The sequence below is a fragment of the Microbacterium oxydans genome (assembly GCF_026559675.1).
In the GTDB taxonomy this organism is placed as follows: Bacteria; Actinomycetota; Actinomycetes; order Actinomycetales; family Microbacteriaceae; genus Microbacterium; species Microbacterium oxydans_D.
Map to the genome: position 1 here is coordinate 2,343,280 of NZ_CP092891.1, position 25,250 is coordinate 2,368,529.

General features: G+C 69.9%; 28 protein-coding genes and 1 tRNA gene. 13 read left to right on the plus strand and 16 right to left on the minus strand.

Annotation, left to right across the window (positions count from 1 at the left end; all coding sequences use genetic code 11):
- Positions 1-33: 33 nt before the first annotated feature.
- Genes MME74_RS11260 through MME74_RS11270 form a run of 3 tightly spaced genes read right to left on the minus strand, consistent with a single transcriptional unit; the run spans position 34 to position 1,374 of the window.
- Positions 34-648 (minus strand): CYTH domain-containing protein, encoded by a 615-nt coding sequence (locus MME74_RS11260; RefSeq protein WP_267415104.1) that lies wholly within the window; start codon positions 646-648, stop codon positions 34-36.
- Positions 641-853, minus strand: coding sequence for a response regulator (locus tag MME74_RS11265; protein ID WP_267415105.1), 213 nt, complete (start codon positions 851-853; stop codon positions 641-643). Before MME74_RS11265 ends, MME74_RS11260 begins: the two co-directional genes overlap by 8 nt.
- A 50-nt stretch (positions 854-903) precedes the next feature.
- The gene (locus MME74_RS11270) at positions 904-1,374 is read right to left on the minus strand and encodes a prepilin peptidase (RefSeq protein ID WP_267415107.1); all 471 of its coding nucleotides are present in this window, start codon (positions 1,372-1,374) and stop codon (positions 904-906) included.
- Positions 1,375-1,505: 131 nt separating this feature from the next.
- Here MME74_RS11270 and MME74_RS11275 point away from each other — a divergent pair, with 131 nt between their 5' ends.
- From MME74_RS11275 to MME74_RS11285, 3 genes are read left to right on the plus strand one after another with little or no spacing between them, the layout of a single operon-like run.
- Positions 1,506-2,285 carry a hypothetical protein gene (locus MME74_RS11275; protein WP_267415108.1) on the plus strand — a complete coding sequence of 260 codons (780 nt, stop codon included), beginning with the start codon at positions 1,506-1,508 and terminating at the stop codon, positions 2,283-2,285.
- A complete protein-coding gene (locus MME74_RS11280) occupies positions 2,282-3,817 on the plus strand; it encodes a DNA polymerase Y family protein (protein WP_267415109.1) in 1,536 nt (511 codons plus the stop codon). The genes MME74_RS11275 and MME74_RS11280 overlap by 4 nt, the downstream gene beginning before the upstream one ends.
- A complete protein-coding gene (locus MME74_RS11285; protein WP_267415110.1) occupies positions 3,817-7,281 on the plus strand; it encodes an error-prone DNA polymerase in 3,465 nt (1,154 codons plus the stop codon). The genes MME74_RS11280 and MME74_RS11285 overlap by 1 nt, the downstream gene beginning before the upstream one ends.
- Before the next feature lie 14 nt (positions 7,282-7,295).
- On the opposite strand, the gene MME74_RS11290 is transcribed toward MME74_RS11285, so the two are convergent.
- From MME74_RS11290 to MME74_RS11300, 3 genes are all read right to left on the minus strand, one after another.
- Positions 7,296-7,679 carry a hypothetical protein gene (locus MME74_RS11290; RefSeq protein ID WP_267415111.1) on the minus strand — a complete coding sequence of 128 codons (384 nt, stop codon included), beginning with the start codon at positions 7,677-7,679 and terminating at the stop codon, positions 7,296-7,298.
- Between the two features lie 286 nt (positions 7,680-7,965).
- Positions 7,966-8,340 carry a DUF2255 family protein gene (locus MME74_RS11295; protein WP_267415112.1) on the minus strand — a complete coding sequence of 125 codons (375 nt, stop codon included), beginning with the start codon at positions 8,338-8,340 and terminating at the stop codon, positions 7,966-7,968.
- 9 nt (positions 8,341-8,349) lie between these two features.
- The gene (locus MME74_RS11300; protein WP_267415114.1) at positions 8,350-8,934 is read right to left on the minus strand and encodes an NADPH-dependent FMN reductase; all 585 of its coding nucleotides are present in this window, start codon (positions 8,932-8,934) and stop codon (positions 8,350-8,352) included.
- 159 nt (positions 8,935-9,093) lie between these two features.
- Here MME74_RS11300 and helR point away from each other — a divergent pair, with 159 nt between their 5' ends.
- On the plus strand, positions 9,094-11,226 hold the full coding sequence (gene helR, locus MME74_RS11305; RefSeq protein ID WP_267415116.1) for an RNA polymerase recycling motor ATPase HelR: 2,133 nt from the start codon (positions 9,094-9,096) through the stop codon (positions 11,224-11,226).
- Between the two features lie 225 nt (positions 11,227-11,451).
- Here helR and MME74_RS11310 read toward each other — a convergent pair whose 3' ends face one another.
- Both MME74_RS11310 and MME74_RS11315 read right to left on the minus strand, forming a co-directional pair.
- Positions 11,452-12,267: an ABC transporter ATP-binding protein gene (locus tag MME74_RS11310; protein ID WP_267415117.1), complete on the minus strand. Its 816-nt coding sequence runs from the start codon at positions 12,265-12,267 to the stop codon at positions 11,452-11,454.
- A 44-nt stretch (positions 12,268-12,311) separates the two neighbouring features.
- Complete coding sequence (locus MME74_RS11315; RefSeq protein WP_267415118.1) at positions 12,312-12,980, minus strand: FadR/GntR family transcriptional regulator; 669 nt, start codon at positions 12,978-12,980, stop codon at positions 12,312-12,314.
- Between the two features lie 173 nt (positions 12,981-13,153).
- Between MME74_RS11315 and MME74_RS11320 the strand changes: the two genes are divergently transcribed.
- The gene (locus MME74_RS11320) at positions 13,154-14,962 is read left to right on the plus strand and encodes a 2-isopropylmalate synthase (RefSeq protein ID WP_267415119.1); all 1,809 of its coding nucleotides are present in this window, start codon (positions 13,154-13,156) and stop codon (positions 14,960-14,962) included.
- A gap of 6 nt (positions 14,963-14,968) precedes the next feature.
- On the opposite strand, the gene MME74_RS11325 is transcribed toward MME74_RS11320, so the two are convergent.
- From MME74_RS11325 to MME74_RS11335, 3 genes are all read right to left on the minus strand, one after another.
- Complete coding sequence (locus tag MME74_RS11325; protein WP_267415120.1) at positions 14,969-16,060, minus strand: ATP-binding protein; 1,092 nt, start codon at positions 16,058-16,060, stop codon at positions 14,969-14,971.
- 103 nt (positions 16,061-16,163) lie between these two features.
- Complete coding sequence (locus MME74_RS11330) at positions 16,164-16,742, minus strand: hypothetical protein (RefSeq protein WP_267415121.1); 579 nt, start codon at positions 16,740-16,742, stop codon at positions 16,164-16,166.
- Positions 16,739-17,425, minus strand: a complete 687-nt coding sequence (locus MME74_RS11335) for a hypothetical protein (RefSeq protein ID WP_267415122.1) — start codon at positions 17,423-17,425, stop codon at positions 16,739-16,741. The genes MME74_RS11330 and MME74_RS11335 overlap by 4 nt, the downstream gene beginning before the upstream one ends.
- A 131-nt stretch (positions 17,426-17,556) precedes the next feature.
- Between MME74_RS11335 and MME74_RS11340 the strand changes: the two genes are divergently transcribed.
- Together MME74_RS11340 and MME74_RS11345 are read left to right on the plus strand one after the other, a co-directional pair.
- Positions 17,557-18,393: a hypothetical protein gene (locus MME74_RS11340; protein ID WP_267415123.1), complete on the plus strand. Its 837-nt coding sequence runs from the start codon at positions 17,557-17,559 to the stop codon at positions 18,391-18,393.
- Positions 18,390-18,953, plus strand: coding sequence for a hypothetical protein (locus tag MME74_RS11345; RefSeq protein ID WP_267415124.1), 564 nt, complete (start codon positions 18,390-18,392; stop codon positions 18,951-18,953). Before MME74_RS11340 ends, MME74_RS11345 begins: the two co-directional genes overlap by 4 nt.
- Here the strand turns inward: MME74_RS11345 and MME74_RS11350 are convergent.
- The 4 genes from MME74_RS11350 to MME74_RS11365 form a co-directional block, all read right to left on the minus strand.
- On the minus strand, positions 18,950-19,708 hold the full coding sequence (locus tag MME74_RS11350; RefSeq protein WP_267415125.1) for a pentapeptide repeat-containing protein: 759 nt from the start codon (positions 19,706-19,708) through the stop codon (positions 18,950-18,952). The genes MME74_RS11345 and MME74_RS11350 overlap by 4 nt on opposite strands.
- Positions 19,705-20,187, minus strand: a complete 483-nt coding sequence (locus MME74_RS11355) for a hypothetical protein (protein WP_267415127.1) — start codon at positions 20,185-20,187, stop codon at positions 19,705-19,707. Before MME74_RS11355 ends, MME74_RS11350 begins: the two co-directional genes overlap by 4 nt.
- Positions 20,180-20,623: a DUF6389 family protein gene (locus MME74_RS11360; RefSeq protein WP_267415129.1), complete on the minus strand. Its 444-nt coding sequence runs from the start codon at positions 20,621-20,623 to the stop codon at positions 20,180-20,182. Before MME74_RS11360 ends, MME74_RS11355 begins: the two co-directional genes overlap by 8 nt.
- A gap of 62 nt (positions 20,624-20,685) precedes the next feature.
- Positions 20,686-20,934, minus strand: a complete 249-nt coding sequence (locus MME74_RS11365; protein ID WP_267415130.1) for a hypothetical protein — start codon at positions 20,932-20,934, stop codon at positions 20,686-20,688.
- 681 nt (positions 20,935-21,615) lie between these two features.
- On the opposite strand from MME74_RS11365, the gene MME74_RS11370 reads away from it, so the two are divergent.
- Entirely contained in the window at positions 21,616-22,221 is a 606-nt protein-coding gene (locus MME74_RS11370; protein ID WP_267415131.1) for an ankyrin repeat domain-containing protein, read from the plus strand.
- Positions 22,222-22,483: 262 nt separating this feature from the next.
- Positions 22,484-22,780: a tyrosine-type recombinase/integrase gene (locus MME74_RS11375; protein WP_267415132.1), complete on the plus strand. Its 297-nt coding sequence runs from the start codon at positions 22,484-22,486 to the stop codon at positions 22,778-22,780.
- 58 nt (positions 22,781-22,838) lie between these two features.
- Here the strand turns inward: MME74_RS11375 and MME74_RS11380 are convergent.
- Positions 22,839-22,915: transfer RNA gene (locus MME74_RS11380), tRNA-Pro, on the minus strand.
- Positions 22,916-23,023: 108 nt separating this feature from the next.
- On the opposite strand from MME74_RS11380, the gene MME74_RS11385 reads away from it, so the two are divergent.
- The 4 genes from MME74_RS11385 (at position 23,024) to MME74_RS11400 (ending at position 25,200) form a co-directional block, all read left to right on the plus strand.
- Positions 23,024-23,608, plus strand: a complete 585-nt coding sequence (locus MME74_RS11385; RefSeq protein WP_267415133.1) for a GNAT family N-acetyltransferase — start codon at positions 23,024-23,026, stop codon at positions 23,606-23,608.
- A 34-nt stretch (positions 23,609-23,642) separates the two neighbouring features.
- The gene (locus MME74_RS11390) at positions 23,643-24,098 is read left to right on the plus strand and encodes a hypothetical protein (RefSeq protein ID WP_267415134.1); all 456 of its coding nucleotides are present in this window, start codon (positions 23,643-23,645) and stop codon (positions 24,096-24,098) included.
- A gap of 62 nt (positions 24,099-24,160) precedes the next feature.
- A complete protein-coding gene (locus tag MME74_RS11395; RefSeq protein WP_267415135.1) occupies positions 24,161-24,829 on the plus strand; it encodes a lysoplasmalogenase family protein in 669 nt (222 codons plus the stop codon).
- The gene (locus tag MME74_RS11400; RefSeq protein ID WP_267415136.1) at positions 24,829-25,200 is read left to right on the plus strand and encodes an RNA-binding S4 domain-containing protein; all 372 of its coding nucleotides are present in this window, start codon (positions 24,829-24,831) and stop codon (positions 25,198-25,200) included. Before MME74_RS11395 ends, MME74_RS11400 begins: the two co-directional genes overlap by 1 nt.
- Positions 25,201-25,250: the final 50 nt, after the last annotated feature.

Genomic DNA, 25,250 nt, shown 5'->3' on the forward strand with positions numbered 1-25,250 from the left:
GGGAAAGGGGTTGCGTGCGACCGCCGCCTCCGACTAGAACCCCAGAGCGCGGGCGAGCTTGGAACCGGATGCCGATTCGTGCCCTCCGGCAGCCTGCACGGCCCGCTCCACCGCATCGAAGAAGGCGGCGCGTCCCTCATCGTCGGCCGGGGCGGCAGGACCGAGCTCCATCTCCCACTCCCGCCATTCGCGCTGCACGCCCTGGCGCACGTCGGTGGCCCGCACCCGGTCGTCGACGAATTCCGCCACGACCCCGTCGGGTCCGGTGAGCAGGTACGCGGTGCGGTCGTTCTCGATCCGGGCGAGCGGGGTGAGCGGCGCGGTCGTCCATTCGGACACGGTCTCGGCGACGGCGGCCGGGAGCTCATCGCCCTCGGTGAGCGGCCAGCCGAGTTCCAGCCGGCCGTCCCCCTGCCGCGGCCCCTTCACGTGCCAGCCCTCATCGGGACCGCCGGTCCGGCGACGCAGCGCCACGCCGGCGCGGGAGAGCGCACCGTCGGCGGTGTCGAAGTACCGGGCGTCCAGCGCCCGGACCTCGCCCGTGCTCACGGTGTCGACGCCGGGGAGGGCGTCCCACCGCGGCAGCGGAGTCTCGGACTCCGCGTCGTACTTGCGCTCGACCTCGACGGTGCGGGAGGGCTCAGTCATCGTCGAGCGTGAGGTCCTCGAGCGACTCCTCGAACCAGTAGTCGACCTCGGTGGGACCGTCGGACGGACCGGTGTTCTGCGGTCCGCCGCGGCGGTTGTACACCACCTGCGTCTCGCTGTAGGGGACGATCAGCTTGTCGTCCGCGTCGCCGAGGGGGATGATCTGCCCGTCCAGCGGGCCGCCGTGAAGTCGCGCGAGTGCCATGTGCTTCAGGGTAGCGCCGTCCCTGCGGTATCGGCGCGAGGCGAGCGGAATCATCCGAGGACGATGCCGAGGAGCGCACCGGCGATCATCCACGGACCGAAGGCGATGCGCGTGGCCCCGTCCGCCCGCCGCAGCAGGATGAGCCCGAGCGCGTAGAGCGCGCCCAGCACGAAGGCCGAGGCGGCGCCGATCGCGAGCGACGTCCAGCCGTGCCACCCCAGCACGAGGCCGATGACGGCGGCGAGCTTCACGTCTCCCCCGCCCATCCCCGCACGGCTGATCCCCCGCAGGACCGCGTAGAACCCGCCGAGGATCAGCATGCCGAGCACGGCTCGGACGAGGTCCCTGCTCTGCCCTGTGCCCAGCGCGTCGATCCCGGCGAGCACGACCAGGCAGGCGAGCGTCGGCAGCACGATCCGGTTCGGCAGGCGGTGGGTGCGGGCGTCGACGACGACCAGCCATCCGCCGACGCCGACCAGCGCGACGTGCACGAGGGCGAGGAGAGCGAGCCGGATGTCCATCCCCGCAGGTTAGGAGATCTGCGACCCTCGCACGGGACCCCTGTGGACAACCCCACCGATGTCCGATGTACGAACTATCGTCATTCCCACGACTTGGTATATTAGAATATATATTCGAGAAAGGATGCAGGGTGATCGGTCTCGATGCGGTGGCCTCGCTCTCTCCGGCCGGGGACTCCCGAGCAGGTGAGGTACTGCGACTGCGCCGCGAGATCAGTCGGATGCAGCGGCGACGCAGCGAGCATACGCTGCTCCCCCTCGACCCCGCCCTCACCGCGCTCCTGCCGGAGGAGGGGCTGCAGACCGGCACCTCCTACACCGTCTCCCCCTCGCCCAGCCTCGTGCTCGCACTGCTCAGTGCCGCATCGCAGAAGGGGCACTGGTGCGCCGTGGTGGGCATGCCGACGCTCGGCGTCGAGGCGGCGGCCGCGTTCGGGATCGACCTCGCCCGCCTGATCCTGGTCCCCGAGCCCGGAGAGCGCTGGCTCGCGGCGACCTCCGCCCTGGCCGAGGTCGTGCCCCTGATCGTGGTGGCCCCCGGCTCACGGGCACGCGACGCCGACGTCTCCCGCCTGAGCGCACGCCTCCGCGACCGCGGATGCACCCTGCTCGTCACCGAAACGCCCGGCACCGGACGCTGGCCCCAGAGCGAAGGGACGATCCGTCTCCACGACCCGCACTGGCACGGCCTCGGCGCCGGCTGGGGGCTGCTCTCCGACTGCACGGTGACCGTCACGGCGCAGATCCGGCACAGCCCCCGTCCGTCGAGCGTGCGGGTGCAGCTGCCCGGAGGCCATGGCGCCGTCGAGGCCGTCGGGGCGGAGCTCACCGCGCTGCCCGCGCTCTCCCCGGAGACCGCCCCCGTCGAGGCGGCTCCCCCCGAGCTCCTGCGCTGGGCGGAGGCCGGATGAACAGCCCGCTCCGCGTCCTCGTGCTGTGGTTCCCCGATTGGCCGATGCGGGCGACACTCGGCGCACCCCCGCATCCGCCCACCGCCCTGGTGCAGGCGAACACGATCGTCGCCTGCACCGCCTCCGCCCGGGAGCACGGCGTGCGCACCGGCCAGCGCCGCCGAGTCGCCCAGGGGCACCTCTCGTCCCTGCGGGTGCTCCCCCACGACCCCGACCGGGACGAGCGTGCCTTCCTCCCCGTGCTGCACCTGATCGAGAAGCACGCCCCCGGGGTCACGCTGCTGCGCCCCGGGCTCGCGATCCTCCGGGCCAGGGGCATCTCCCGGTACCACGGCGGAGAGGCGGAGGCGGCCGAGGCGCTCACCGCCGTCCTCGCGGAGGCGGGCTTCCCCGAGGTGCGGATCGGCGTCGCCGACGGTCCGTTCACCGCGGAGATCGCCGCGCGGGGTCCCGTGCCCTGCACGGTCGTGCCCCCCGGCGGATCTCGGGAGTTCCTGGCCCCGTACCCCGTGCAGGTGCTGCGGGACGAGCAGATCGCCGGTCTCCTCCTCCGGCTCGGAGTGCGCACCCTCGGCGAGTTCACCGCCCTCGCCCCGCTCGATGTGCGCGACCGCTTCGGCGAGCACGGCGCCCGGCTGTACGCGCTCGCCGCCGGCGCCGACTCCCGTCCGCTGACGCCTCGTCCCCCCGATCCCGAGCTCGTGCGGAACATCGAGTTCGACTCGCCGCTGGGCGGTGCGGATCAGGTGGCGTTCGCGGTGCGGCAGACGGCCGACGCGGTGATGCTCGCGCTCGGCGATGCCTCGGTCGTCTGCACCGAGGTGCGGATCGATCTGACCGACGACAACGGCGTGGTCTTCTCCCGGTCCTGGCTGCATCCGACCTGCTTCGACGCCTCCGACCTCGTCGACCGTGTGCGCTGGCAGCTGGAGGCACTCGCGGCGCAGAGCGCGAAGGATCCGGTCGACGAGGCGCGGGCGTTCGGCGGGATCGTCGCGGTGCGCGTCATCCCGGTGGCCGTGGACGATGCAGCCCATCACCAGCCGGGGCTCTTCGGCTCGGGTACCGATGAGCGCCTGCACCATGCGGTCTCGCGCGTGCAGACCATGCTGGGGCATCAGGGCGTGGTCACCGCCGCGGTCACGGGTGGTCGCTGGCTGGCCGACCGTCAGGTGCTCACCCCCTGGGGAGAGCGCACGGTCACCCCGCGGGACCCGGGGTCGCCCTGGCCGGGGAGCCTCCCGGATCCGCTGCCCGCAGAGGTGTTCCTGCCCCCGCGTCCGATCGGGGTGCTCGCCGCGGACGAGACCACGGTCGGCGTGGACGAGCGCGGGGCGCTCTCGGACGACCCCGCCCGCATCGACGGAGCCGCCGTGCAGGCCTGGGCCGGCCCCTGGCCCGTCCACGAGCGACGGTGGACGGCCGGCGGCGGGAAGAGAGGTCATCGGCTGCAGATCGTCGACGACCTCGACCGCGCCTGGCTGGTGTTCCACACCGGCGAGCGCTGGTGGGCCGAGGGGCGGTACCGCTGATGGGCTGGCACAACCCGCCGCTGTCCTGGGACGAGCTGGAGCGCACCCTCAGCGGGGAGGAGTCGGCGCCGCACCCCCCGGGTGCCGAGCCGCGGGGGCAACGGACCGATCCCGGACCGGTGAGCCGTCGCCGCAAGCGCACCCCTCCCACCGCCGTCGCCCGCCCCGAGGACGCGGTCCCCTACGCCGAGCTGCACGCGCATTCGTCGTACTCGTTCCTCGACGGGGCGTCCTCTCCCGAGGACCTCCTCGCCGAGGCCGAGCGCCTGGGCCTGACCGCACTCGCCCTCACCGACCACGACGGCTTCTACGGTGCCGCGCGCTTCGCCGAATCGGCCGACCTCATGGAGAGCCCCCTGCAGACGGTGTTCGGCGCCGAGCTGTCGCTCGACCTTCCCGCACCGCAGCGGGGCTCCGCGGATCCGACCGGCGAGCACCTGCTGGTCCTCGCCCGCGGCATGGAGGGGTATCACCGGCTCTCCGGCGCGATCACGGCGGCGCAGCTGCGCGGCGGCGAGAAGGGGCGCCCGGTGTACGACCTCGATGACCTGGCCGCACGTGCGGGCGGCCACTGGACGATCCTGACCGGATGCCGCAAGGGCGCCGTGCGCCGCGGGCTCGAGGCCGGAGACGCGGCCTCCCCGCTGCGCTCCCTCGTCGACCGGTTCGGGAGCGACCACGTCGCGGTCGAGCTGTTCGATCACGGCGACCCCCTCGACACGCGTCGCAACGACACCCTCGCCGCGCTCGCCCGGCGGATGCGGCTGCCGCTGGTGGCGACGAACAACGTGCACTACGCCACCCCCGCCCAGGCACCGCTCGCCGAGGCCGTGGCCGCGGTCCGCGCGGTGCGCAGCATGGACGAGCTCGACGGCTGGCTGCCCGCGCACGGCGGGGCGCATCTGCGCAGCGGAGCCGAGATGTCGGCCCGCTTCCAGCGCTACCCCGGAGCGATCTCGTACGGGCTCGAGCTGGCGGCGGCCTCCGCCTTCCCGCTGCGCCTCGCCCGGCCGGCGCTGCCGCAACAGAAGGTGCCGGAGGGGCACACGCCCATGAGCTGGCTGCGTCATCTGGTCTGGGAGGCCGTGCCGTCGAAGTATCCGCGGCTGGACGACGACGGCCGGCACCGGATCGCGCGCGAGCTCGACGTGATCGAGGAGAAGGACTTCCCCGGGTACTTCCTGATCGTGCACGGCATCGTGACCGAGGCGCGCAGGCTCGGCATCCTCTGTCAGGGCCGAGGCTCGGCCGCGGCGAGCGCGGTCTGCTACCTGCTGGGCATCACCGCGGTCGATCCGATCCTCTACCGCCTCCCCTTCGAGCGGTTCCTGGCGACCACGCGCACGGAGGAGCCCGACATCGACGTGGACTTCGACTCCGACCGCCGCGAGGAGATCATCCAGTGGGTCTATCGGGAGTACGGCAGGGAGCGGGCGGCCCAGGTGGCGAACGTCATCCAGTACCGTCCGAAGAACGCGGTGCGCGACATGGCGAGGGCGCTCGGCCATTCCCCCGGTCAGCAGGATGCCTGGTCCCGCCAGGTCGACGGCTGGGGTGCGGGGCTGGAGGCCGTCGAGGGGCATGACATCCCCGCGAACGTGCTCGCCTATGCGGGTGAGCTGCTGAAGGCGCCTCGGCATCTCGGCATCCACTCCGGCGGCATGGTGCTCACCGCGCGCCCGGTCGGCGAGGTCGTGCCCGTGGAGCACGCCCGCATGGAGAATCGCACCGTCATCCAGTGGGACAAGGACGACTCCGCCTTCATGGGACTGGTGAAGTTCGATCTGCTGGGGCTCGGGATGCTCGCCGCCCTCCAGCACTGCTTCGACCTGATCCGCGAGACCACCGGGGAGGAGTGGCGACTCGAGACCATTCCCAAGGAGGAGGCGGCGGTCTACGACATGCTCTGCCGCGCGGATTCGATCGGGGTCTTCCAGGTGGAGTCGCGCGCGCAGATCGGCCTGCTCCCCCGTCTGCAGCCCCGGTGCTTCTACGACCTCGCCATCCAGATCGCGCTCATCCGCCCCGGACCCATCCAGGGCGGGGCGGTGCATCCGTTCGTGCGGCGCAAGATGGCGAAGGACCGTGTGGACGAGGAGAACCGGGAGCGGGCGACTCGCGGTCAGGCGCCGGTGGAGTTCACGATCCCGTACCCGCACGGCGATCTGGAGGACATCCTGAAGCGCACGCTGGGCATCCCCATCTTCCAGGAGCAGCTCATCCAGATGGCGACGGCGATCGGCGACTGCACGGCCGACGAGGCCGATCTGCTGCGCCGGGCCATGGGCTCCAAGCGCGGGCTGGAGAAGATCGAGAAGGTGAGGGACAAGCTCTACGCCGGGATGGCGCGGCGCGGACTCGTCGACGAGGCCGCCGACCGCATCTACGCGCAGATCCAGGCGTTCTCGAACTTCGGATTCGCCGAGTCGCACTCCCTGTCGTTCGCCCTGCTCGTCTACGCCAGCTCCTGGCTGAAGCTGCACTACCCCGCCGCGTTCCTCGCCGGCCTGCTGCGCTCGCAGCCGATGGGCTTCTACTCCGCGGCGACCCTCACCGCGGACGCCCGGCGGCACGGGGTCGAGGTCCACCGCCCCGATCTGCATGTCTCCGGCGCGACGGAGACCCTGGAGCCGCTCGCCGACTTTCCGGGGAACGGGCCGACCGGCCGGGACACGTGCCTCGCCGACCCCCAGCCCCCCGTCCTCCGCTTCGACCGGGAGGCTCCGGATGAGTCAACCGCGCATCGCCGGGACGGGAGGTTCGCGGTGCGACTGGGGCTGAGCGGCATCCGCGGCATCGGCGTCCCGATGGCGGAGCGGATCGTCGCCGAGCGCGAGGCGCACGGCCGCTACCGGGACCTGAACGATCTGGTGCGACGGACGGATGCCACCGCCGCGCAGCTGGAGGCTCTCGCGACCGCCGGCGCGTTCGCCTGCCTCGGGCTGGAGCGACGGGAGGCCATCTGGCTCGCGGGTGCCGCGGCGGACGACCGGTCGCGGTTCCTTCCCGGGACCACGGTCGCCGTGCAGCCGCCCCTGTTCGCCGACCAGACCAGCTACGAACGTCTCTCCGCCGATCTCTGGGCGACCGGGGTGTCGACCGACGACCATCCGATGGCGCACTTCCGTGAGGCGCTGCGTACCCGCGGGGTGCTGACCGCCGCCGATCTGCAGGGGCACGAGATCGGACGACGCATCGAGGTCGCCGGGCTCGTCACCCACCGCCAGCGACCGGCGACGGCGGCCGGGATCACGTTCGTGAACCTCGAGGACGAGAGCGGCCTGGTGAACGTCGTCTGCTCGGCGGGGGTCTGGAACCGCTACCGCCGTGTCGCCCGGGAGTCACCGGCGCTCATCATCCGCGGCATCCTGGAGCGGTCGGCCGAGGGCGTGGTCAATGTGCTCGCCGACGGGTTCGAGGATCTGCGCACCGGTCTGACGCATCGATCCCGGGACTTCCGCTGAGGGACGCGGAAAAATCACCAGAAGCGTTCGGGCTCTTCCTCGAGCGGTCGGTCCACACCGCCCCAGCGGTCCGCCTCGGCCTTCGCGGCATCCGCGGCGGCGTCCGCCCCGCGCAGCGCGACCTTCGCTCCCGTCGCGCCCGGACCGATCGGATCGACGAGCAGAGCGGTGCGCGCACCGGCACCGCCGATGGTCACCGTGCACTTCAGGACTCGACCGATCCACCGGGAGACGTCGCGGCCGGGCTCCTCCGGACGCCGGTAGCGGATGCCCGTGTCGAGGTCGACGAGGGCGAGCACGACAGGCTCCTCCGTGAGCGGATCGACCTGCTCGGTCACCTCGACCCGATGGCCGTGAGGGATGGCGACCTGCGCGTCGAAAACCAGCAATCTGTCCATGGATCCACCCTAGGCACACGCCACCGGAAGACAACAGGGACCACGCGTCGGATACATTCGGATACTTCTTTGTCCCCCAAATGGCGGACAAGCCGATTAAGAGGTACTCTTCTCTCGTAGCAGGGGCTACGAGGCTGATGGACTGGGGAATCAGCCGTGAGCGCAGCGAGATCTTCGCCGCCTCCCCAACCGTCCGGGAAGGACGGTGAGCCCTCTCGGCGACACCGTCTGGGGCGGGTCGTTCGGGAGGGCATACCTCCCCGAACGCGCCGCCCGGAGCGCGGCCTCAGTCGACGGGGATGACCTCGAGAGTGTTCGAACGCACCGGCTCCTGGCCCATCTCGGGCGCATACGGGCTCGGGGTGTACTTGTCGAGATACGCCGCGTCGATCGCCGCGTTCGTGGCCTCGTCGGTGACGCTCTCGAAGCGAACGTCCTTCGTCACGCCGCCGGCCGATACCCGACCGCGGAGACTCGCGAGGGCCGGGGCGTACCACTTGCCCTCCAGGCCCGTGTACGAGCGCACGAACAGACGACCATCCACGGCGACCGCCCAGATCCCGACCGTCTTCGGCGTCGTCCCGTCTTCGAGCTGCGCGGACAGATCGAACATCTCCGGCGCCGCGATCGCCGCGAGCTCTTCGGCATTCCACTTCGTCATCTGAGAACTCTAACTCTGGTCGCCGACGTGCCCCGGAGCCGTGAGCGACAGCACCCGCTCGACGAAGGCCGCGTACTCGTGCATGTAGTGCCGCAGGAACTCCTCCGTCGCCTCATCCTTCACCTCGCCGTCCGCGCCGAAGACCTCGGGACGGAAGGTGATGTAGGCCTCAGGGGCGTTCAGCTGCGGGGCGTTCAGGAAGCTCAGCACGCTGCGCATCGACGACTGCATCACCGCGGTGCCGATGGCGCCGGTGGAGGCTCCGATGATGCCGGTGGGCTTGCGGGCGAACGAGTTGTGCCCCCAGGGCCGCGAGCCCCAGTCGATCGCGTTCTTCAGCGCGCCCGGGATGGAGCGGTTGTACTCGGGCGAGATGAGGAGCAGCCCCTCGGCCCCCTCGACCGCACGCTTGAACACGGTGACGGCCTCGACCGGATCGAGCTCGTCGTCGCGGTTGTAGAGCGGGAGGTCGCGGATCGGGATCTCCACGAGCTCCAGGTCGGACGGCGCCAGCCGCACGAGGGTCTTCGAGAGGACGCGGTTGATCGAGTTCGTGGCGAGGCTTCCGATGATGTAGCCGATGCGGTGGGTCATGTCCGTTCCGCGGGGAGGCCGGTCGAATCTCGTCAGCGTGATCCCCGCGTCCTTCCATCTCCAGGATATCTCCGCGATGGGGGCTTGCCGCAAGGCCCCCTCCGTGGGGCAGAATCGACCCTCGCTCGTGCGATCTGCGCGCGTGCGTGAAGGAGACTCATGCCCACCGATCCCTTCCACCTCCCCGACAACCTCGAGGCGAAGTCCTCACCCGCACTCCTCGACGCCGACCGCGCGCACCTCCGGCGCATCGCGGATGCCCTGGACGAACAGCGCGCCGACGTCGCGCTGCGGCTCGAACAGGCGCGCCGCCAGCACGCCGCATACGGAGACGCCGCTGTGGACCGCGACCTGCAGATCCGTCGGCTCAGCGGACGACTGCGGGTGCTGGAGCGCTTCGGGATCGACATCTGCCTCGGCCGGATGACGCCGGCCGACGGCGAACCGGTCTACATCGGCCGCACCGGGCTGGCGGCGGCCGACGGCACGCGACTCCTGATCGACTGGCGGACACCCGCGGCCGAGCCGTACTTCGCCGCGACCATGGAGGATCCGCGCGGGATCATCTCGCGGCGCCGCTACCGCTGGACCGATGGCCGGGTCAGCGACTACTGGGACGAGGCGCTCACTCCGGCCGGCTTCGACGGCGCGGCGTCGCTCGACGACCAGTCGGCGTTCATCGCGAGTCTCGGAACGCACCGGACATCACGGATGCGCGATGTGCTCGCCACGATCCAGGCCGATCAGGATGCCATCATCCGCACGCCCTCCGCCGGAGCCCTCGTCGTGGACGGCGGACCGGGCACCGGGAAGACGGTGGTCGCGCTGCATCGCGCCGCGCATCTCCTCTACGCGGAGCCGCACCTCACGCAGAGCGCGGGCGGCATGCTGCTCGTCGGCCCCAACGCCCACTACCTCGCCTATGTTGGGGACGTGCTGCCCAGCCTCGGCGAGGACACGGTGCGCCTGAGCACGCTGCGCGACCTCGTGCCGGAGGGAGCCGCCGCCGGCGACGAGAGCGATCCGCGGGTCTCCCGGCTCAAGGCCGCCCTCGATCCGGGCGCCGTCCTCGACGCCGCCGCCCGGGCGTTCGAACGTCCGCCCCGGCACGCGATGCGCCTCGAGTCGCCCTGGGCCGACCTCTGGATCAGCCGGACCGAGTGGACGGAGCTGTTCTCCGGTGCGGATCCCGCCGCCTCGCACAACGAGGCGCGGGACGAGGTCTGGGAGGAGGTGCTGGAACTGCTCGCGGACCAGGTCGACGACGACGAGGTCCCCCCGCACGCCGTCCGCCGATGGCTCCGTCAGGACGATGACCTCACCGGGACGTTCGTGCGCGCGTGGCCGATGCTGTCTCCGACGTCCGTGGTCTCCCGACTGTGGAGCTCGCCCGAGTTCCTGCGGCAGTGCGCTCCGGAGCTGTCGGCGACCGATGCCGCACTCCTCCGGCGCGACGGCTCCGCGCCGTGGACGACCGCGGACCTTCCCTTCCTCGACGCCGCCCGCCGCCGCATCGGCGACCCGGACGCGGTGCGCGAGGAGCATCGCCGTCAGGCCGTCATCGCCTCGGCGCAGGAGCAGATGTCGCACGTCGTCGACCACCTGATCGAAGACGACGACAGCGAGATGAAGGTCATGTCGATCCTCCGCGGACAGGACGCACGGAACGTCCTGATCGGCGTCGACGCCCCGCCGCCGCCCCGCCCGGACGAACTCGCCGGACCGTTCGGACACATCGTCGTCGACGAGGCGCAGGAGCTCACGGACGCCGAGTGGAGGATGCTCCTCGCACGGTGCCCGTCCCGCAGCTTCACGATCGTGGGCGACCGCGCCCAGGCCCGACACGGCTTCACCGAGAGCTGGGAGGTGCGGCTCGCTCGCGTGGGTCTGCGGGACGTGCGGATCGCGCATCTCGGCGTGAACTATCGGACCCCGGCCGAGGTGATGACAGAGGCCGCGCCCGCCATCCTCGCCGCGATCCCGGATGCGAACGTCCCGACCTCGGTGCGCGAGAGCGGGGTGCCCGTCCGGTTCGACGCGGTCGCGTCGCTGGCGTCGGTGCTGGAGACCTGGCTCGACGCGCATCCGGAGGGCGTGGCCTGCGTGATCGGCGACTCCGGGTTCCGACCGACGGCCCGCGTGCGGTCGCTGACCCCCACCGGGGCCAAGGGGCTCGAGTTCGATCTCGTCGTGCTGGTCCGCCCCGAGCAGTTCGGCGACGACGTGACCGGGGCGGTGGATCGCTACGTCGCGATGACCCGCACGACGAGGGAGCTCGTGGTGCTGAGCTGAGCCCCGAGGCCGTCGCGTCCAGCCCCTGTACCCGACCCGCGGACCGTCCTACTCTGGACGGATGGAGATCCTCGATCAGACTCCACCGCACTGCCCCGAGGATGACGTCGTGATGCGGGAAGTGGCCGGTGGGTGGCGGTGTCCGGAATGCGGGCACCTGCGACAGCGCCAGGATGTCGAAGCGCGGTGGTCGGCGGACCGGAGGCCGGGTGCCTGACGCCGGGCTCAGCCCACGAGGACGCGCCCGGGGCGGGCCTGCCAGCGCTGATCGCGGCGCTCGATCCGGATCGGATACTCGAAGCTCTCCGTCACCAGCTCCGTGGTGAGCACGTCGTCGGCGGCGCCTCGGGCGACGATCCTCCCCTTCGCGATCAGCGCGGCGTGCGTGGTCGTGGTGGGCAGCTCCTCCAGGTGGTGCGTGACGAGGACGGTCGCCAGCCCCGGCTGCGACTCGTGCAGCAGGTCGAGCGTCTCCAGGAACTGCTCGCGGGCGGCGACGTCCAGTCCCGTCGAGGGCTCGTCGAGAAGCAGCAGGGCGGGATCCGGGAGGAGGGCCCGCGCGATGAGGGCACGGCCGCGCTCTCCCTGCGACATGGTCGGCCACGTCGTGCCCTCGAGCGCTCCCAGGCCGAGCATCGCTATGAGACGGTCGGCCCGGTCGAGGATCGTCGGATCGGGAGCCCACCTGTTCATGAGCTCGGTCGTCCCGGTGGCACCGGTGAGCACGACCTCGCGGACGGTCAACGGCGAGCGCAGCGGGTGACGCGGGTTCACGTGTCCGATCGACTCGCGGAGGAGACGGATCTCGACGCGACCGAGCTGCCGCCCCAGCACATGCACCTCACCGCGTGTCGGGTGGGCCTGCGCGCCGCACATGCTCAGGACCGTGCTCTTCCCGGCGCCGTTGGGGCCGATCAGCGCCCAGTGCTCCCCCGCCCGGACCGTGAGGTCGATGGCGGCGAGGATCCGCCGGCCGCCACGGACCACGTCGACCCCGCTCAGCCGCAGCACCTCGGCGGCTGCAGACGACTCTCCCGTCATGCGCTCCCCGGTCACGTGCTCCCCGGTTACGTGCTCCCCCGCCATCACGCGAGCCCGTCCCGCAGGGCGCGCAGGTGCGCACGGCTGCGCTCCGACGCGGCGACCGCATCCCGGTCGGCGATCGCGGCGGCCTGGTCGGCGTGCGCCTCGTGATCCTCGTCTCCGCCGAACTCCCTGCGCATGCGGAGCATCTCGATCATGGCCTCCCGCAGTCGGGGGGTGAAGGTGTCGAAGAGGTCGAGCAGCACGGGATTGTGCGCGGCGGCGACGACCGCTCGGTGGAAGGCCGTGTCGGCGTCGACATGGCCCTCGAGGTCGGAGCGCTGCGCCTCGCGCTGGTCGAGAGCTCGGCGGATGGCGCGGAGGTCGGCCGGGGTGCGGCGTTCGGCGGCGAGCGCGGCGGCTTCGGCCTCGATCGCGATGCGCGCCTCGATCACCGCGACGACTCCCGCTTTGCGGAGCACCGCGTCCCAGTCCTCCGGCGCGTCGAGTGCGGTCACGAACACACCGGCGCCCTGCCGCGACGCCAGCACGCCGCGGCCGGCCAGCTGGCGGATGGCCTCACGCACCGTCGAGCGGCCGACGCCGAGCTGGGGCGCGAGCGTGGTCTCGCCCGGGAGCTTCTCACCCAGCGCCCATTCGCCGGATCGGATCCGCTCCAGAAGCAGTTCCGCCGCCTGATCCGCGAGCGGTGCGCGTCTCACCTGAGCCATCTGCGCTCTTTCCCATCTCGTCTACTTGGCTGAGGAGTTGTGTTACAGTCTAGCCATGTTCTCGGGCGAGTTCCTCCTTCTTCACCGCCACGACGGGGCCTAGCCGGACCGGCTCCCCGTCGTGGAGTCGAACGTGTGCCGGTCGCCGACTCGTTGAAGGAAGCAGCACCGACATGACCACGACCCCGTTCACCCGCATCTCCACGCCGGCGGGTCCCATCCCCGACCAGGCACCCTCCTGGAACCGTCAGCGCCGGTCCCAGATGCCCTCGCATCGCTACCGGGACGTCCACTCCCGCGTGGAACTCCCCCTGACGCGACGCGACTGGCCCAGCCGGCGCCTGACCGAAGCGCCGCTGTGGGTGCCGGTCGACCTGCGCGACGGCAACCAGGCGCTCGCGGAGCCGATGGACCCGGCACGCAAGCGGCGCTTCTTCGAGCTGATGGTGTCGATGGGGTACAAGGAGATCGAGGTCGGATACCCCTCGGCCTCGCAGACCGACTACGACTTCGTGCGCCTGATCGCGGAGGGCGGCATCGCCCCGTCGGACGTCACGATCGTGGTGTTCACCCCCGCGCGGCGGGACCTCATCGAACGCACGGTCGCGTCGATCCAGGGCATCTCCCAACCGGTCGTGATCCATATGTACACCGCGACCGCTCCGGCCTGGCGGGACCTCGTGCTCGGGCACTCGCGCGAGGGCCTCAAGGAGCTCATCCTCGCCGGCGGCCGCGACGTCCTCGAATTCGCCGGGGACATGCCGAACGTCCGGTTCGAGTTCTCGCCCGAGGTGTTCAACCTGACCGAGCCCGACTACGTGCTCGACATCTGCGATGCGATGACCGAGCTCTGGCAGGCCACGCCCGAGCGACCCGTGATCCTCAACCTCCCCGCCACGGTCGAGGTCGCCACTCCGAACGTGTACGCGGACCAGATCGAGTACATGCACCGGAACCTCGCACGCCGCGACGCCGTGATCCTGTCGGTCCACCCGCACAACGACCGCGGCACGGGGATCGCCTGCGCCGAGCTGGCCGTGCTCGCGGGCGCCCAGCGGGTGGAGGGCTGCATCTTCGGCAACGGCGAGCGCACCGGCAACGTCGACATCGCGACTCTGGCGCTCAACCTGCACGCGCAGGGCATCGATCCCATGATCGACTTCTCCGACATTGACGAGATCCGCCGGACGGTGGAGTACTGCAACCGGATCGACATCCCCGAGCGCCACCCCTACGTCGGCGACCTCGTGCACACGGCCTTCAGCGGCACCCATCAGGACGCGATCAAGAAAGGCTTCGCCGAGCATCGTGCCCGCGCGATCGCCGAGGGCCGTCCGGAGCGCGACATCGAGTGGCGGGTGCCGTACCTGCCCATCGATCCTGCCGACATCGGCCGCGACTACGACGCCGTGATCCGGGTGAACTCCCAGTCCGGCAAGGGCGGGATCGCGTACCTCCTGGAGAGCGGATACGGCATCGAGCTGCCCCGACGGCTGCAGATCGACTTCGCCCGGCACGTGCAGCGGCACACGGATGCCACCGGGACGGAGGTCACGGCCGCCGAGCTGTGGGACGTGTTCGACCGCGTGTACCTCGGAGCCCCGGACGACGCGGCCCCGGCCCCGGTCTCACTGCGGGCCTACGACACGGCGGAGAGCGAGGACGGCTCGCGCACCCGGATCACCCTGGACGTCGAGGGGCGCGAGCACACGAGCACGCACGAGGAGGGCGGGCCGGTGGAGGCTCTGACCGCGGCGCTCGCCGCCGAGGGGTTCCCGGTCGACGTGGTGAGCCTGCACCAGACGAGCGTGGGCACGGGCGACGACAGCGACGCGCTCACGTTGCTCGAGCACCGCACCGCCGACGGCATCGAATGGGTCGCCGGCCAGGGACGGTCCGTCCTCACCGCGAGCCTGTCCGCGGTGATGGCCGCGGCCCGGAGCGTCGCGCGGATCCTGCCGGAGGCGCTTCCGCAGCGGTAGCGGTGATCAGCCGGCGGCGCGCAGGGGGACCTTCACGTCGCCGCCGGCTTCCTCCGTGATCCGCTCCCCCATCTGCACGAACGTCGGGGCGGAGATGAAGCCGCCGGCGAACAGCGCCTGCCCCTGCAGGAACTCCGCGGACCGCCGGATGGCGCCCTCCGACGCGAAGCCGAACACGTCGGCCAGCTCGGCGAGGTCGCGGGGCGCGTTCACCCGCATGAGTGCGAGGTTGTCGCACTGCGAGAGGACGTTGGGGTGGATCTTCGTGGGGCGCTGCGTGGAGAGCAGCAGCCACAGGCCGAATTTGCGTCCTTCGGCGGCGATCTGCACGAGCTGCTCGGTGAGGGCGCGCTCGACCGCGGTCTCCGGATGCGGCGAGCACAGGTTGTGGGCCTCGTCGATCACGATCAGCACCGGACGCCGCTCCTCCCGACGCGCCCACAGGTGCTCGAGCACGGCGAGCGCGGCGACCTTCGGCTCCGCACGGTGCTCGAAGCCGCCCAGGTCGAGGACCGTGGCGCGGGGGCGCTCCTCGATCACGTCGACGACGGATGCCGCACCCCGGGACCAGAGCGCCCACTCCAGCACCTGGAGGTTCTCCATCCGGTTGGCGAGCCGCACCCGCGCCGGGTCGCCCGAGCCGCGCAGCGAGGGGAGCATGTCCCGGGCGTCGAAGGACTCGGCCTCCCGTTCCTCGTGCAGCAGGGCGTTGTACTCCTCGGCATCCGCGATGGGGTCCATCTGCAGCACGGCCGCCTTCGACGCCGCCGCCAGGTCGACGTAGCGCACGTGCAGCGGCTCGCCTTCACCGGCACCGGAGCGGAACACCCGGATGTCCATGTCCGCGATGCGGGCGGCGTCCGCATCGTCTGCCGTCGGACGGGTCTCCCGCAGCCGCGTGTAGTCGCCGTTCGGGTCGAGGATCAGCAGCGGCAGCTCGGTGTGGAGCAGCAGCTGCTCCAGCACCACGCCCAGCGCATAGGTCTTGCCGCTGCCGCTCTGACCGACCCAGAACGTGTGCCGGTTGAAGCGTCGCGCATCGAGCGCGACATCGGTGTCGGGCTCTCCGGGAACAGTCCCGATCGTGAGGTTCGTCATCGCCTGGGTACGCCTTTCATCCCCGGTGCCGTCGTGGTGATCGACATCATCCTCGCTCGCGCGGGTACGCGCCAGTGCGGGGACGAGCGCGAATCGCAGACCGTCAGCGATCGACGGTGAACCAGGCCGTCGGGCCGTTGGCGAGCGACGGGGCCTCCTTCGCCCCGAAACGGGATGCGGCGCCCGGCCACGCGACGAAGCTCCTCTCGGCGCGCCGCGCGGTGTCACCCGTCAGCGGATCGACGGCGAACACGCCCGTCCCGCCGGTGCGCACCACACGCATCAGTTCACTGACGTACTCGGCGGTGCGGGTGTCACCGAGTGGCACGGATGCCCGCAACTCGCCGTTCCGCAAGCCGCCCTCCTCGGACCGTGACCGCACGAGGCTCGCGAGGCCGGCGCCGACGATCGCGTACACCCACCCCTGACCGGACGGGTGACGCACCACATAGTCACGATGGAACATGCTCTCGGAGATGATGCTCGTGTCCACGAGGGTGACGTGCGGGCCTGCGCACTCGCTCAGCGAGGGGCGGAACGTCGGGGTGCGCGTCTCGGGCTGTTGGAATGCGTCGACGAACCTCACCGCGGGGAGGCTGGTTCGCACCGCGTCGCTGAACTGATCTTCGTCCGCGGGCGTCATGAAGACGCAGAGCCGGTGGAGCTTCGACGGTGTACTCATGAAACCAGTGGCGACGTGATCTTGGTCGCCCGGTAGGACTGCCCATCCTTCGTGGCACGCCACCGCCGCCAGTGCTTCGTCGACATCCGGATAGGCAGGTGCTCCTGAACGTGAGCGGCAGCATCGTGCAACCGGTCGTCGGCGGGGAACCCGAGCCACAGCGAGAGGGACGAGGCCGTCGTGCCGAACGTCGCTCGCACCCCGGACGCGCCGAGGAGGCGCCCATAGCCGTCCACCGCGAACCGACCGAACGCATCGGGGTCGATCCCGTCGTACGGCGCGCGTGTCGCCGGGTCGACCAGCGCGATCTGCGCGGTCCAGACCAGCGAGGCCAGCGGATGCCCGTGGCCGGTCACCGCTCCCGCGTCAGCACCGCTCAGGGCGTCGAGCGTGGCATCGACGTCATCGGAGCGAACCCGCCACCGGGTGTGCGTGCGCTGTCGACTCTGCGGTCCGCCGAGGTGCGCTGCCGCGAAGGCCTCGAAGCGCCCTGCGACGTCGGGCGCGCCTCCGGCCCAGAGCTGGAAGGACGTCTCCGGGTCGCCGATGGTCACGCCGGCGGCATCCAGGAACGCCTGCACGCTCTCGTGGGCCGTGCGGGGCTTCTTGGTGCGAAGCGAGTGCGCACCTCCCGCCGAGGTCGGCAATCCGTCGTAGGTCACGACCTCCTGAGTCCACGTCACCCCTCCATTATCCCGACGACCAAGACACGCGCGAAGCGCTGCGGTCGGGCCCGGCACGCGGGAACGACGACAGCACGCGCCGATACTCTGGGTCCTGGCGTGGAGGACAGCCAGCAATCAAAGGGGTGGGCATGAGCAAGCGGACCATGGTGCTGCACAGCGCCCACCGGCATCAGTTCGATGCATCGGACCGAGACCTCATCTTCTACGACCAGCCCTCCTCCGCCGAGCAGCTGTCGCGCGTCACCGATGTGCACCTGTGGGCTCCCCCGGACGGGCCCATCGACCGTCTCCCGGAGGTCGTCACGGCGATGACGAGCCTGAAAACCCTCAGCATCGGCCCGGGCAGGGTCCTCCCCACCGTCGTCACCGGGCTGCGGCAGGGCGATCTCCCCGAGAGCCTGGAAGAGCTCTCGGTGCACATCGGCGAGCGGACCCTGGTGTGGCCGGATGTGGTGGTGCCGAATCTGAAGACCCTCTACGTCGGCGAACCCTTCCGCTTCCAGAACGAGCACTTCCCCCGGCTCCGCGCGCTCTCCCTCTACCCGCAGCGCTCTCTGAACAACGTGCGGCAGGCGCTCGACCTGCCACTGGAGGAACTGAACCTGCTGAACGTGCCCACGGATGAGGAGATCTTCCGCCTCGTCGAACCGGTCGGGCTTCGCCGGCTCGGGCTGATCGGGGGACGCACGCTGACGAGCCTCACCGGGATCAGCGCGCTGTCCCGGTTGGAGTCGCTGCGGCTCAAGAACCTCACCTCCCTGGGCGACATCTCCGAGCTGGCCGCTCTCCCGCAACTCGAGATCGTGAACATCCAGTACTGCAAGAAGATCACCGGCATCGCCGCCGTCAACGACCTCCCGCGGCTGCGCAAGCTCACGCTGGTCGGATGCGGCCACGTCGGCCTCGAGACGATCGAGGCGAAGCTGTCGACGCTGGATTGGGCCAACACGGGCGCGACCACATGACCGCCGGCCGGGAGACACCGCTCGGCGAGGAGGAGAGCTTCCGACGTGCCATCGAGCGCTTGCGCGAAGCCGGCTGGACGTGTGAGCCGCCTACCTCCGCGGAAGGCGATGTTCCGTCCGCGCTGCGCACGGCATCCGAAACGGCGATCCGCTGGGTGTCCTCGTTCTCGCTGCTGTCGAGTTCCGATGAGACCGTGTGGTTCCTGTCTCGCGACGACTACTCCACCGGAGCGGTGAGCACCTTCGCGTGGAACGAGTGGGAGCAGCTGAGCATCCAGGCCGCGACGACGGATGATGAGGCGCTCGCCGTCTCGCGTTTCTGGGAGCGCCACCTCCCCATCCTGCTCTCCGTTCGCAACGGATATGAGTACCTCGCTGTGCGAGACGACGGCGCAGTCGTGCACGGAACGGAGCCGGAGTTCGAAGAGGCGGTTGTCGTGTTCCCTCACTTCGCGGATCTGCTGAGGTACATCGACGCGCGGCCGGCGCGACGCGACGACATCGTCGACGGGTTGCTGTTCGATGGCGACAGCGCCCCTGACACGACGCCGGGCCTCTAACTCTCGGCCTCCGGGTCCAAGGGCAGATCGTCCGCACGCCCCGCAGCCGCGGCACGCGCATAGCGCTGCGCGTATGCGGCACGCGCGGCATCGGCCCGCTCCTCGCCGTCCCATTGGTCGGGCAGCGGCTCGCCCTCACGGCGCGAGCGTGTCACGCGTGCGGGACCGAACGCGATGGACGTGTTCACGAAGGTGCACCGGGTGAAGGTCGTGCTCGCCGAGAACGTCGCATCGACGAACGTGCAGTCCGTGAAGGTGGTGTCCGAGAAATCTGCGCCGCTGAGGTCCGCACCGTCGAACAGGCAGCGTTCGAATCGAGTATTCGGCAACGACCGCAAGGTGCGCAGATCCGCCCCGGTGAAGTCGCAGTCGGTGACCTGCGGTCCGATCGCCAGTCCCTTCAGTGACGCGGCACGGAAACTGCACCGCACGAAGCTGCGATCGAAACGGGGCTGCCCGGTGAGCGATGCGGAATCGAACAGGCAGTCGGAGAGCTCGGACTCGAAGAACATCAGGCGGCCGCGGGCATGACGGAAATCGGCGCGGGACAGCGTGAGGAACCGGAACTGCAGCCCTTCACGCCCCGCTTTCACGCCGCGCAGGTCGAGCCGACCCTCGTCCGTTTCCGGCCACTCGGTGTCGAACCGATGCGGACCCTTCACGATGCGCGCCTGCTGCAGTATCTGTTCCTGCAGCGCAGCCAGCCGATCAGGTGTCCACCGGCGTGACAGCGCGGCGTTGCCCGGCGCTTTCACCGGCTCATCCTGTCGGCAGCGGCTGGATCTTCGTCGATGAGGAACGCGATCCTCCCAAGCACCGCGTCCGCGTCGAAGGCCGCGTCACGAGCGGCGATGCGTCCGATGAGATCATCGACTGCTCCGTGGATGGTCTGCCGCAGGAAGGCGACCGGATCAGAGGCGGCGCCGACGTCGTCGTTGCTGATCCGGATCTCTCCGGTGACGGTGCGCCGCGCCAGAAACACTCGCGGGTTCCGCAACCCGGACGGCCTGGGCACCGGAGTGATCTCGCCACCGACGGTCAGGAAGAGGTCGAGTTGATACGAGAAGTCCATGGTGCGCAGGTGCTGCTTGATCCGCCCGACCTCCTCGATGAACCCCGCCTGCGGCGACGGACCACCCCACACCGTGCGAAACGTGAGCCGTCCATTCGGCACGCTGTCGCGTGCCGTTGTGACCGGCTCTCGCGGGGCTTCGCTTCCGGAGGGATCAGTCATCGTGAGGCCCCACCGGGATCGGGTCGGTGGCACCGTCCGGCGTCACGACTTCCCACCGCAGAACGGGCGTTCCCTTCGGGATGAGCGGGTCGATCCATTGGGCCACGGCTTCGACGATGGCATCTTCCAGTTGTTCTCGCGACCAACCAGCGGGTCGGGGCGGAACCGGGGGCTCCCAGCCTTCCTCGCCCCAGATCACGCTGAACAGCTCCCGTCCATCGCCGAGTTGCCGGTCGAGGCTGAACGAGTCGGCGCCCTCGAGGCGCGCCCAGACACCGAACGGACCCTCGGCGTCCTGATCGAGGAACACGTCGATCAGCACGCCGTCCGCACCCGCAGTTGCCGCGCGATGGAGCACGGAGAGCCGTACGGCCGTGGACGGTGACACCGAGTCGAGCACGGCTCTCAGCGCATCACGGTATTCGACAGTTCCCACCGGATCACCCTATCGACAGCGCTTCGAGGGCTGCGCGCGGCATGCTCCGTATTCGCATCCGGTTAGAAGTCGATAAAGCCCGCGACGACGTCGCGCACGGTCCCGTCCGCGCCCGGTGTGCCGTAGAAGTAAACCGAGCCGTATCCCCACAGATACTCCGCGATGACGTCCTCGAGCTCTCCCTCCACAGGCCACCCCTCCTCATCGATCTGGAAGAGGAATCGATGCCCATCGGCGCGCACCGCATCAGCGAACGCAGGTTCGCCCTGGATCAGGACGGGTTCGTCATCGATCCGCACCAGGGCCGGCATGGACTCGGCATATGGCGTCTCGGTCAGCGCTGTCGCACGCAGGCCAGGCCACCGACGGACACTGACCCTGACTTAGCCCAACTGACCAGGGGAACCCCGGGGCGAGGCTCTCCGCCTACCGCGACATGCAATCACAGGCACGCTCGGTCCTCGAGGCCGCCAAGCACGGCCCACTGCAGTCGCTCACGGAGCGCGAGATGGACGTGCACGAGCAGCCAATGGCTATCTACCCACGGCCGAAGCGCGTCCGCGCATGGGTGCGCTTTAGCCCCGAAGCCGTGCGCATCGATGCGAAGCTCGTGCGGTCCACTCCCCTCCGCCGCCGGCATCGAGTTTCGCGCGGAAGATCAGACGTTCCGCTGCTGGACGCTTCTCTATCTGTCAAGTGAACCTCGTTGCGCTGTCGCTCAGTTCCGACAGCGCAACGAGGGACGGATCGTTGTTGAAACAGATGACGCTAGATGCAGGTGCTCTGATCGGGCGCCATCAACGTGAGTTTCCGGGGTGGTAACGGAACGGTGCCGAGTGCCCCGATCTTGAAGTGGAGCGATGCTGCAACAAGCTCAAGCAGTGCCGCGAATTGCGACGCGCTCAGACAACACCGCCAGCAACTACCCGCTGGACTCCGCCTCGCCGCAACTCTCCACTGGCTCACCAACAAATCTGTGCGAGAGTCGCAGGATGTCGTTGGAGAGTGAGAAGGAAGAGGAGTTCCTCAGGGCGCTGCCCCCTTTAGTGCGCGCAGCCGCTGTAGGTGACCTCGAGCGGGTATGTGTGCTTCTGGCCGCCGGCGCGTCGGCCAGTGAGACCGACGATGTCGGATGGACTGCTCTGCATGCAGCAGCTGTCCGCAGATACCCTCAGATCGTCGAGGCACTACTCGCGGCTGGCGCTGATCCGAATGTTGCCGACTCGTACGGTTTCACACCGCTTCTCAACGCGTCCGGCCCCGGGGACGCTGCAAGCGTCGAGGCGCTGCTACATGCTGGCGCCGACGTCGAAGTGTCGGACGCCCACTTAGGATGGCGCCCACTGAGTCGTGCCGCGGAGTGGGACAACTTCGAGGTGCTCGTCCTCCTTCTGAGCGCTGGTGCGGACCCGAACCAAGATTCGCCACTGATCGCCGCCGCTGAAGCGGGAAGCCTACGTTGCGTCCGCGCGCTCGTGGCCCACGGCGCCGATCCGGCCATGCGGATCGAGGGCCACACCGCGAGCCATTACGCGCGGCGTCGAAACCACCACGACATCGCCGCGTACCTGGACAACCTTGCCGCAGGCCAATCCTGATGCACAGCCTGGGACGACACCATCAGCAACGCACTCTAGCCCGTTGCTCCGATGAGCCAGAACTGTGAGGGGTCACAATCCTCGGGCTGGAGAAGCCTCTAATCATGCCATTGAGGCGGGCCAGAGCGCCATCAGCCGCCAGCTCCAACACGGACAAGTCGATGAATCGGTCGCAATCCACTCGCGAAGGTCGAGTTCCCGCGCGACGAGGGAGACATCGAGAACGATCTCCCCTCACTCTCGTACGTGCAACTCGTCGGCTGTGACCGCGGTCGCGCGCCGGCCGATCGACGGCGTTCTGTTCGACACGCTCGCGCACAGCGGACCCCGCATCGGCGAAGCCACCGCGCTGAAGATCAAAGACCTCGATCTCGATCAGAAGCGTGCCCGCATCCACCGCACATGTACGACTGATCGCGCGGGGCTGCGCAAGCCTTGGCCGGTGCACACCTGCGAGAAGCGCTGGTTGCCACTCGCAGACTTCGTCGTCGAGGGCATCCGGGAGATCGTCACCGGTCGCGACCCCGAGGAATGTGAGACGGACGCCAAGTCGCCCTGATCCGGACACAGAAAAAGCCCCGGAGATCCGCATGATTCTGCGGTTCTCCGGGGCTTTGTGGTCGGGCTGACAGGATTTGAACCTGCGACCCCTTGACCCCCAGTCAAGTGCGCTACCAAGCTGCGCCACAGCCCGTTGTTCTGCACTCTCGCGCAGGCAACTCCCCTATCTTAGCCGCATCCCGGCCCCCTCCGCGAACCGGCGGCGTTGCGGGTGTCGGATGCCGGGCGTAGCGTCGCGGGCATGGTGACGATCACGACCGAGGTAGCCACGGCGGCGCGTTGGGATGATGTCCAGCACGCGCTCACCGGTGGCGGCGACGGCGCCAGCTGCCAGTGCATCTGGCCAGTGCTGACCAACAACGATTGGAACACGACGACGACGACGCAGCGCACCGAGATGCTCCGCGCCGAGATCGACGAGGGCCCACCACCCGGGCTCATCGCGTACGTCGACGGTGGGGCCGCCGGCTGGATCCGGATCGGCCCGCGCACGAGACAGGCCCGGATTCCCCGCACGAGGATCATCGCGGCGGCGACCACCGAGCCCTTCGACGACGAGTCCGTGTGGGCAGTGACCTGCTTCGTCGTGCGCCGAGAACACCGCGGTTCGGGACTCAACCTCGAACTGCTCACCGCCGCGGTCGACTTCGCGCGGGAATCCGGCGCGCGGCTGATCGAGGGATACCCCGTCGACACCGGCGGCGAGAAGCAGCGCACCAACGACCTCTTCCACGGCACGCTCAGCACGTTCCTCGCGGCCGGCTTCACCGAGAAGACCGCGCTCAAGCCCGGGCGGACGCTCGTCGCGCTCGACCTCGCCGCATGAACGAGCGACACGACTGAGCCGCTAGCGTGAAGGCATGAGCGACGAGAACCCGACCATCGACGATCCCGAACTCGGCACCTTCACCCGCGCCCGCTCCGAGCTGACCGACGGCACCGTGCTGACGCATGACTGGTTCGTCGGCACCGTCTCCGTCGAGGGCACCGAGATCGAGCTCATGCTGGAGGGCACGACGGCGGACGAGGTCACCCCTCTCCTCCCCCGCCTGCGAGACACCGTGAAGCGCCTGCACACGCTGCGCCGGATCGCGACGGATGCCGTGGTCGCGAAGTTCAGCACGGGCGACCCCGAACCCGACGACCTCGACGATGCCGCCACCGACCTCACGATCGAAGCCCTCGAGGCCGCCGCCGACGGCACCGTCATCCTCCACCTGATCGACACCTGCGCCGAGCACTTCCCCGAGGGGTACTGGCCCGCCGTGCACCTCGCCGTCGACGACAGCGTCGCGCAGGTCACCGTCGAGTCGTGAGCAGCCGACGCGCGGCGAGCACGACGTCGGAGACACCGACGTCGCGACCATACGATGAGAGGATGCAGCGTCGCGCCCCGCTCACCGCATTCGTGTGGGCGTTCCTCCCCTTCGCCGTGGTGTCGATCTTGCACGTCGTCCTGCTGGCCACGGGGAGCCCGCTCGCCGGGCCGACCAAACTCCTGCTGATGCCGATGCTGGCGGTGCCCGTCCTGCTTTCCGCCCGACGGTTGACGCCCCGCTCGACGTTCGTTCTGCTGCTCGCGGCCCTGCTCTTCTCCTGGCTCGGCGACGGTGCGGGGGCCTTCTTCCCCGCCGCCCCCGAGCTGCCCCTGATGCTCCTGTTCTTCGGCATCGCCCACATCGCGTACATCATCCTGTTCGCCCGCCATCTCGCCGTGCGCCGGATGCCGTGGTGGGCACTCGTCTATGCCGCCTGGTGGATCGCGATGATCGTGTTCCTCGGCCCGCACACCGGCGGCCTGCTGGTCGGCGTCGCGATCTACGGACTCGTGCTCGGCGGCACCGCCGCGTTCTCGGCGCGATGCCATCCGCTCGTCGCGGTCGGCGGCGCGTTCTTCCTCGCGAGCGACACTCTGCTCGCCTTCCGGCTCTTCCTGCCGGACGGCCTCCCCGCGTGGAGCAGCCCGGCTGTCATGCTCACGTACACGCTCGGCCAGGGATTCATCGTCGCCGGGGCCCTCATCACGCTGCGGAAGCGGAGCGCCTGATGGACGCGGCACGCGTCGACAGCTGGCTCTGGGCCATCCGGGTCTACAAGACCCGATCGGCCGCGACGACTGCATGCCGCGCAGGGCATGTACGTGTCAACGGCGACAAGGTGAAGGCGGCGCAGCAGGTGCGCGTGGGCGATGAACTGCGCATCCGCATCGCGGGATTCGATCGGATCCTCATCGTCCGTCAGCTTCTCGTCAAGCGTGTGGGCGCCCCCGTGGCCGCCCTCGCCTACGAAGACCGGACACCGGAGCGGGAACCTCAGGCAGCCCTCGGACTGCGCGATCGAGGAGCCGGCCGCCCGACCAAGCGGGAGCGTCGCGACATCGACAAGCTGCGTGGCCGGAACGACGAGTGGCCGGGTTGATATCCCGGTATGGACCGCTGGCCCTCTTCGAACGTATCTTCTAAAATGGA

What these genes read in the sequence shown, in the direction of transcription:
- MME74_RS11315 (WP_267415118.1), bottom strand. Translation starts at nt 12,980, where the DNA reads ATGGCTCAGGTGAGACGCGCACCGCTCGCGGATCAGGCGGCGGAACTG.
- MME74_RS11285 (WP_267415110.1), top strand. Translation starts at nt 3,817, where the DNA reads ATGGGCTGGCACAACCCGCCGCTGTCCTGGGACGAGCTGGAGCGCACC.
- MME74_RS11320 (WP_267415119.1), top strand. Translation starts at nt 13,154, where the DNA reads ATGACCACGACCCCGTTCACCCGCATCTCCACGCCGGCGGGTCCCATC.
- MME74_RS11295 (WP_267415112.1), bottom strand. Translation starts at nt 8,340, where the DNA reads ATGACGAAGTGGAATGCCGAAGAGCTCGCGGCGATCGCGGCGCCGGAG.
- MME74_RS11365 (WP_267415130.1), bottom strand. Translation starts at nt 20,934, where the DNA reads ATGCCGGCCCTGGTGCGGATCGATGACGAACCCGTCCTGATCCAGGGC.
- MME74_RS11270 (WP_267415107.1), bottom strand. Translation starts at nt 1,374, where the DNA reads ATGGACATCCGGCTCGCTCTCCTCGCCCTCGTGCACGTCGCGCTGGTC.
- MME74_RS11265 (WP_267415105.1), bottom strand. Translation starts at nt 853, where the DNA reads ATGGCACTCGCGCGACTTCACGGCGGCCCGCTGGACGGGCAGATCATC.
- MME74_RS11260 (WP_267415104.1), bottom strand. Translation starts at nt 648, where the DNA reads ATGACTGAGCCCTCCCGCACCGTCGAGGTCGAGCGCAAGTACGACGCG.
- MME74_RS11325 (WP_267415120.1), bottom strand. Translation starts at nt 16,060, where the DNA reads ATGACGAACCTCACGATCGGGACTGTTCCCGGAGAGCCCGACACCGAT.
- MME74_RS11300 (WP_267415114.1), bottom strand. Translation starts at nt 8,934, where the DNA reads ATGACCCACCGCATCGGCTACATCATCGGAAGCCTCGCCACGAACTCG.
- MME74_RS11345 (WP_267415124.1), top strand. Translation starts at nt 18,390, where the DNA reads ATGACCGCCGGCCGGGAGACACCGCTCGGCGAGGAGGAGAGCTTCCGA.
- MME74_RS11355 (WP_267415127.1), bottom strand. Translation starts at nt 20,187, where the DNA reads ATGACTGATCCCTCCGGAAGCGAAGCCCCGCGAGAGCCGGTCACAACG.
- MME74_RS11390 (WP_267415134.1), top strand. Translation starts at nt 23,643, where the DNA reads ATGAGCGACGAGAACCCGACCATCGACGATCCCGAACTCGGCACCTTC.
- MME74_RS11310 (WP_267415117.1), bottom strand. Translation starts at nt 12,267, where the DNA reads ATGACGGGAGAGTCGTCTGCAGCCGCCGAGGTGCTGCGGCTGAGCGGG.
- MME74_RS11340 (WP_267415123.1), top strand. Translation starts at nt 17,557, where the DNA reads ATGAGCAAGCGGACCATGGTGCTGCACAGCGCCCACCGGCATCAGTTC.
- MME74_RS11330 (WP_267415121.1), bottom strand. Translation starts at nt 16,742, where the DNA reads ATGAGTACACCGTCGAAGCTCCACCGGCTCTGCGTCTTCATGACGCCC.
- helR (WP_267415116.1), top strand. Translation starts at nt 9,094, where the DNA reads ATGCCCACCGATCCCTTCCACCTCCCCGACAACCTCGAGGCGAAGTCC.
- MME74_RS11400 (WP_267415136.1), top strand. Translation starts at nt 24,829, where the DNA reads ATGGACGCGGCACGCGTCGACAGCTGGCTCTGGGCCATCCGGGTCTAC.
- MME74_RS11385 (WP_267415133.1), top strand. Translation starts at nt 23,024, where the DNA reads ATGGTGACGATCACGACCGAGGTAGCCACGGCGGCGCGTTGGGATGAT.
- MME74_RS11280 (WP_267415109.1), top strand. Translation starts at nt 2,282, where the DNA reads ATGAACAGCCCGCTCCGCGTCCTCGTGCTGTGGTTCCCCGATTGGCCG.
- MME74_RS11370 (WP_267415131.1), top strand. Translation starts at nt 21,616, where the DNA reads ATGTCGTTGGAGAGTGAGAAGGAAGAGGAGTTCCTCAGGGCGCTGCCC.
- MME74_RS11395 (WP_267415135.1), top strand. Translation starts at nt 24,161, where the DNA reads ATGCAGCGTCGCGCCCCGCTCACCGCATTCGTGTGGGCGTTCCTCCCC.
- MME74_RS11290 (WP_267415111.1), bottom strand. Translation starts at nt 7,679, where the DNA reads ATGGACAGATTGCTGGTTTTCGACGCGCAGGTCGCCATCCCTCACGGC.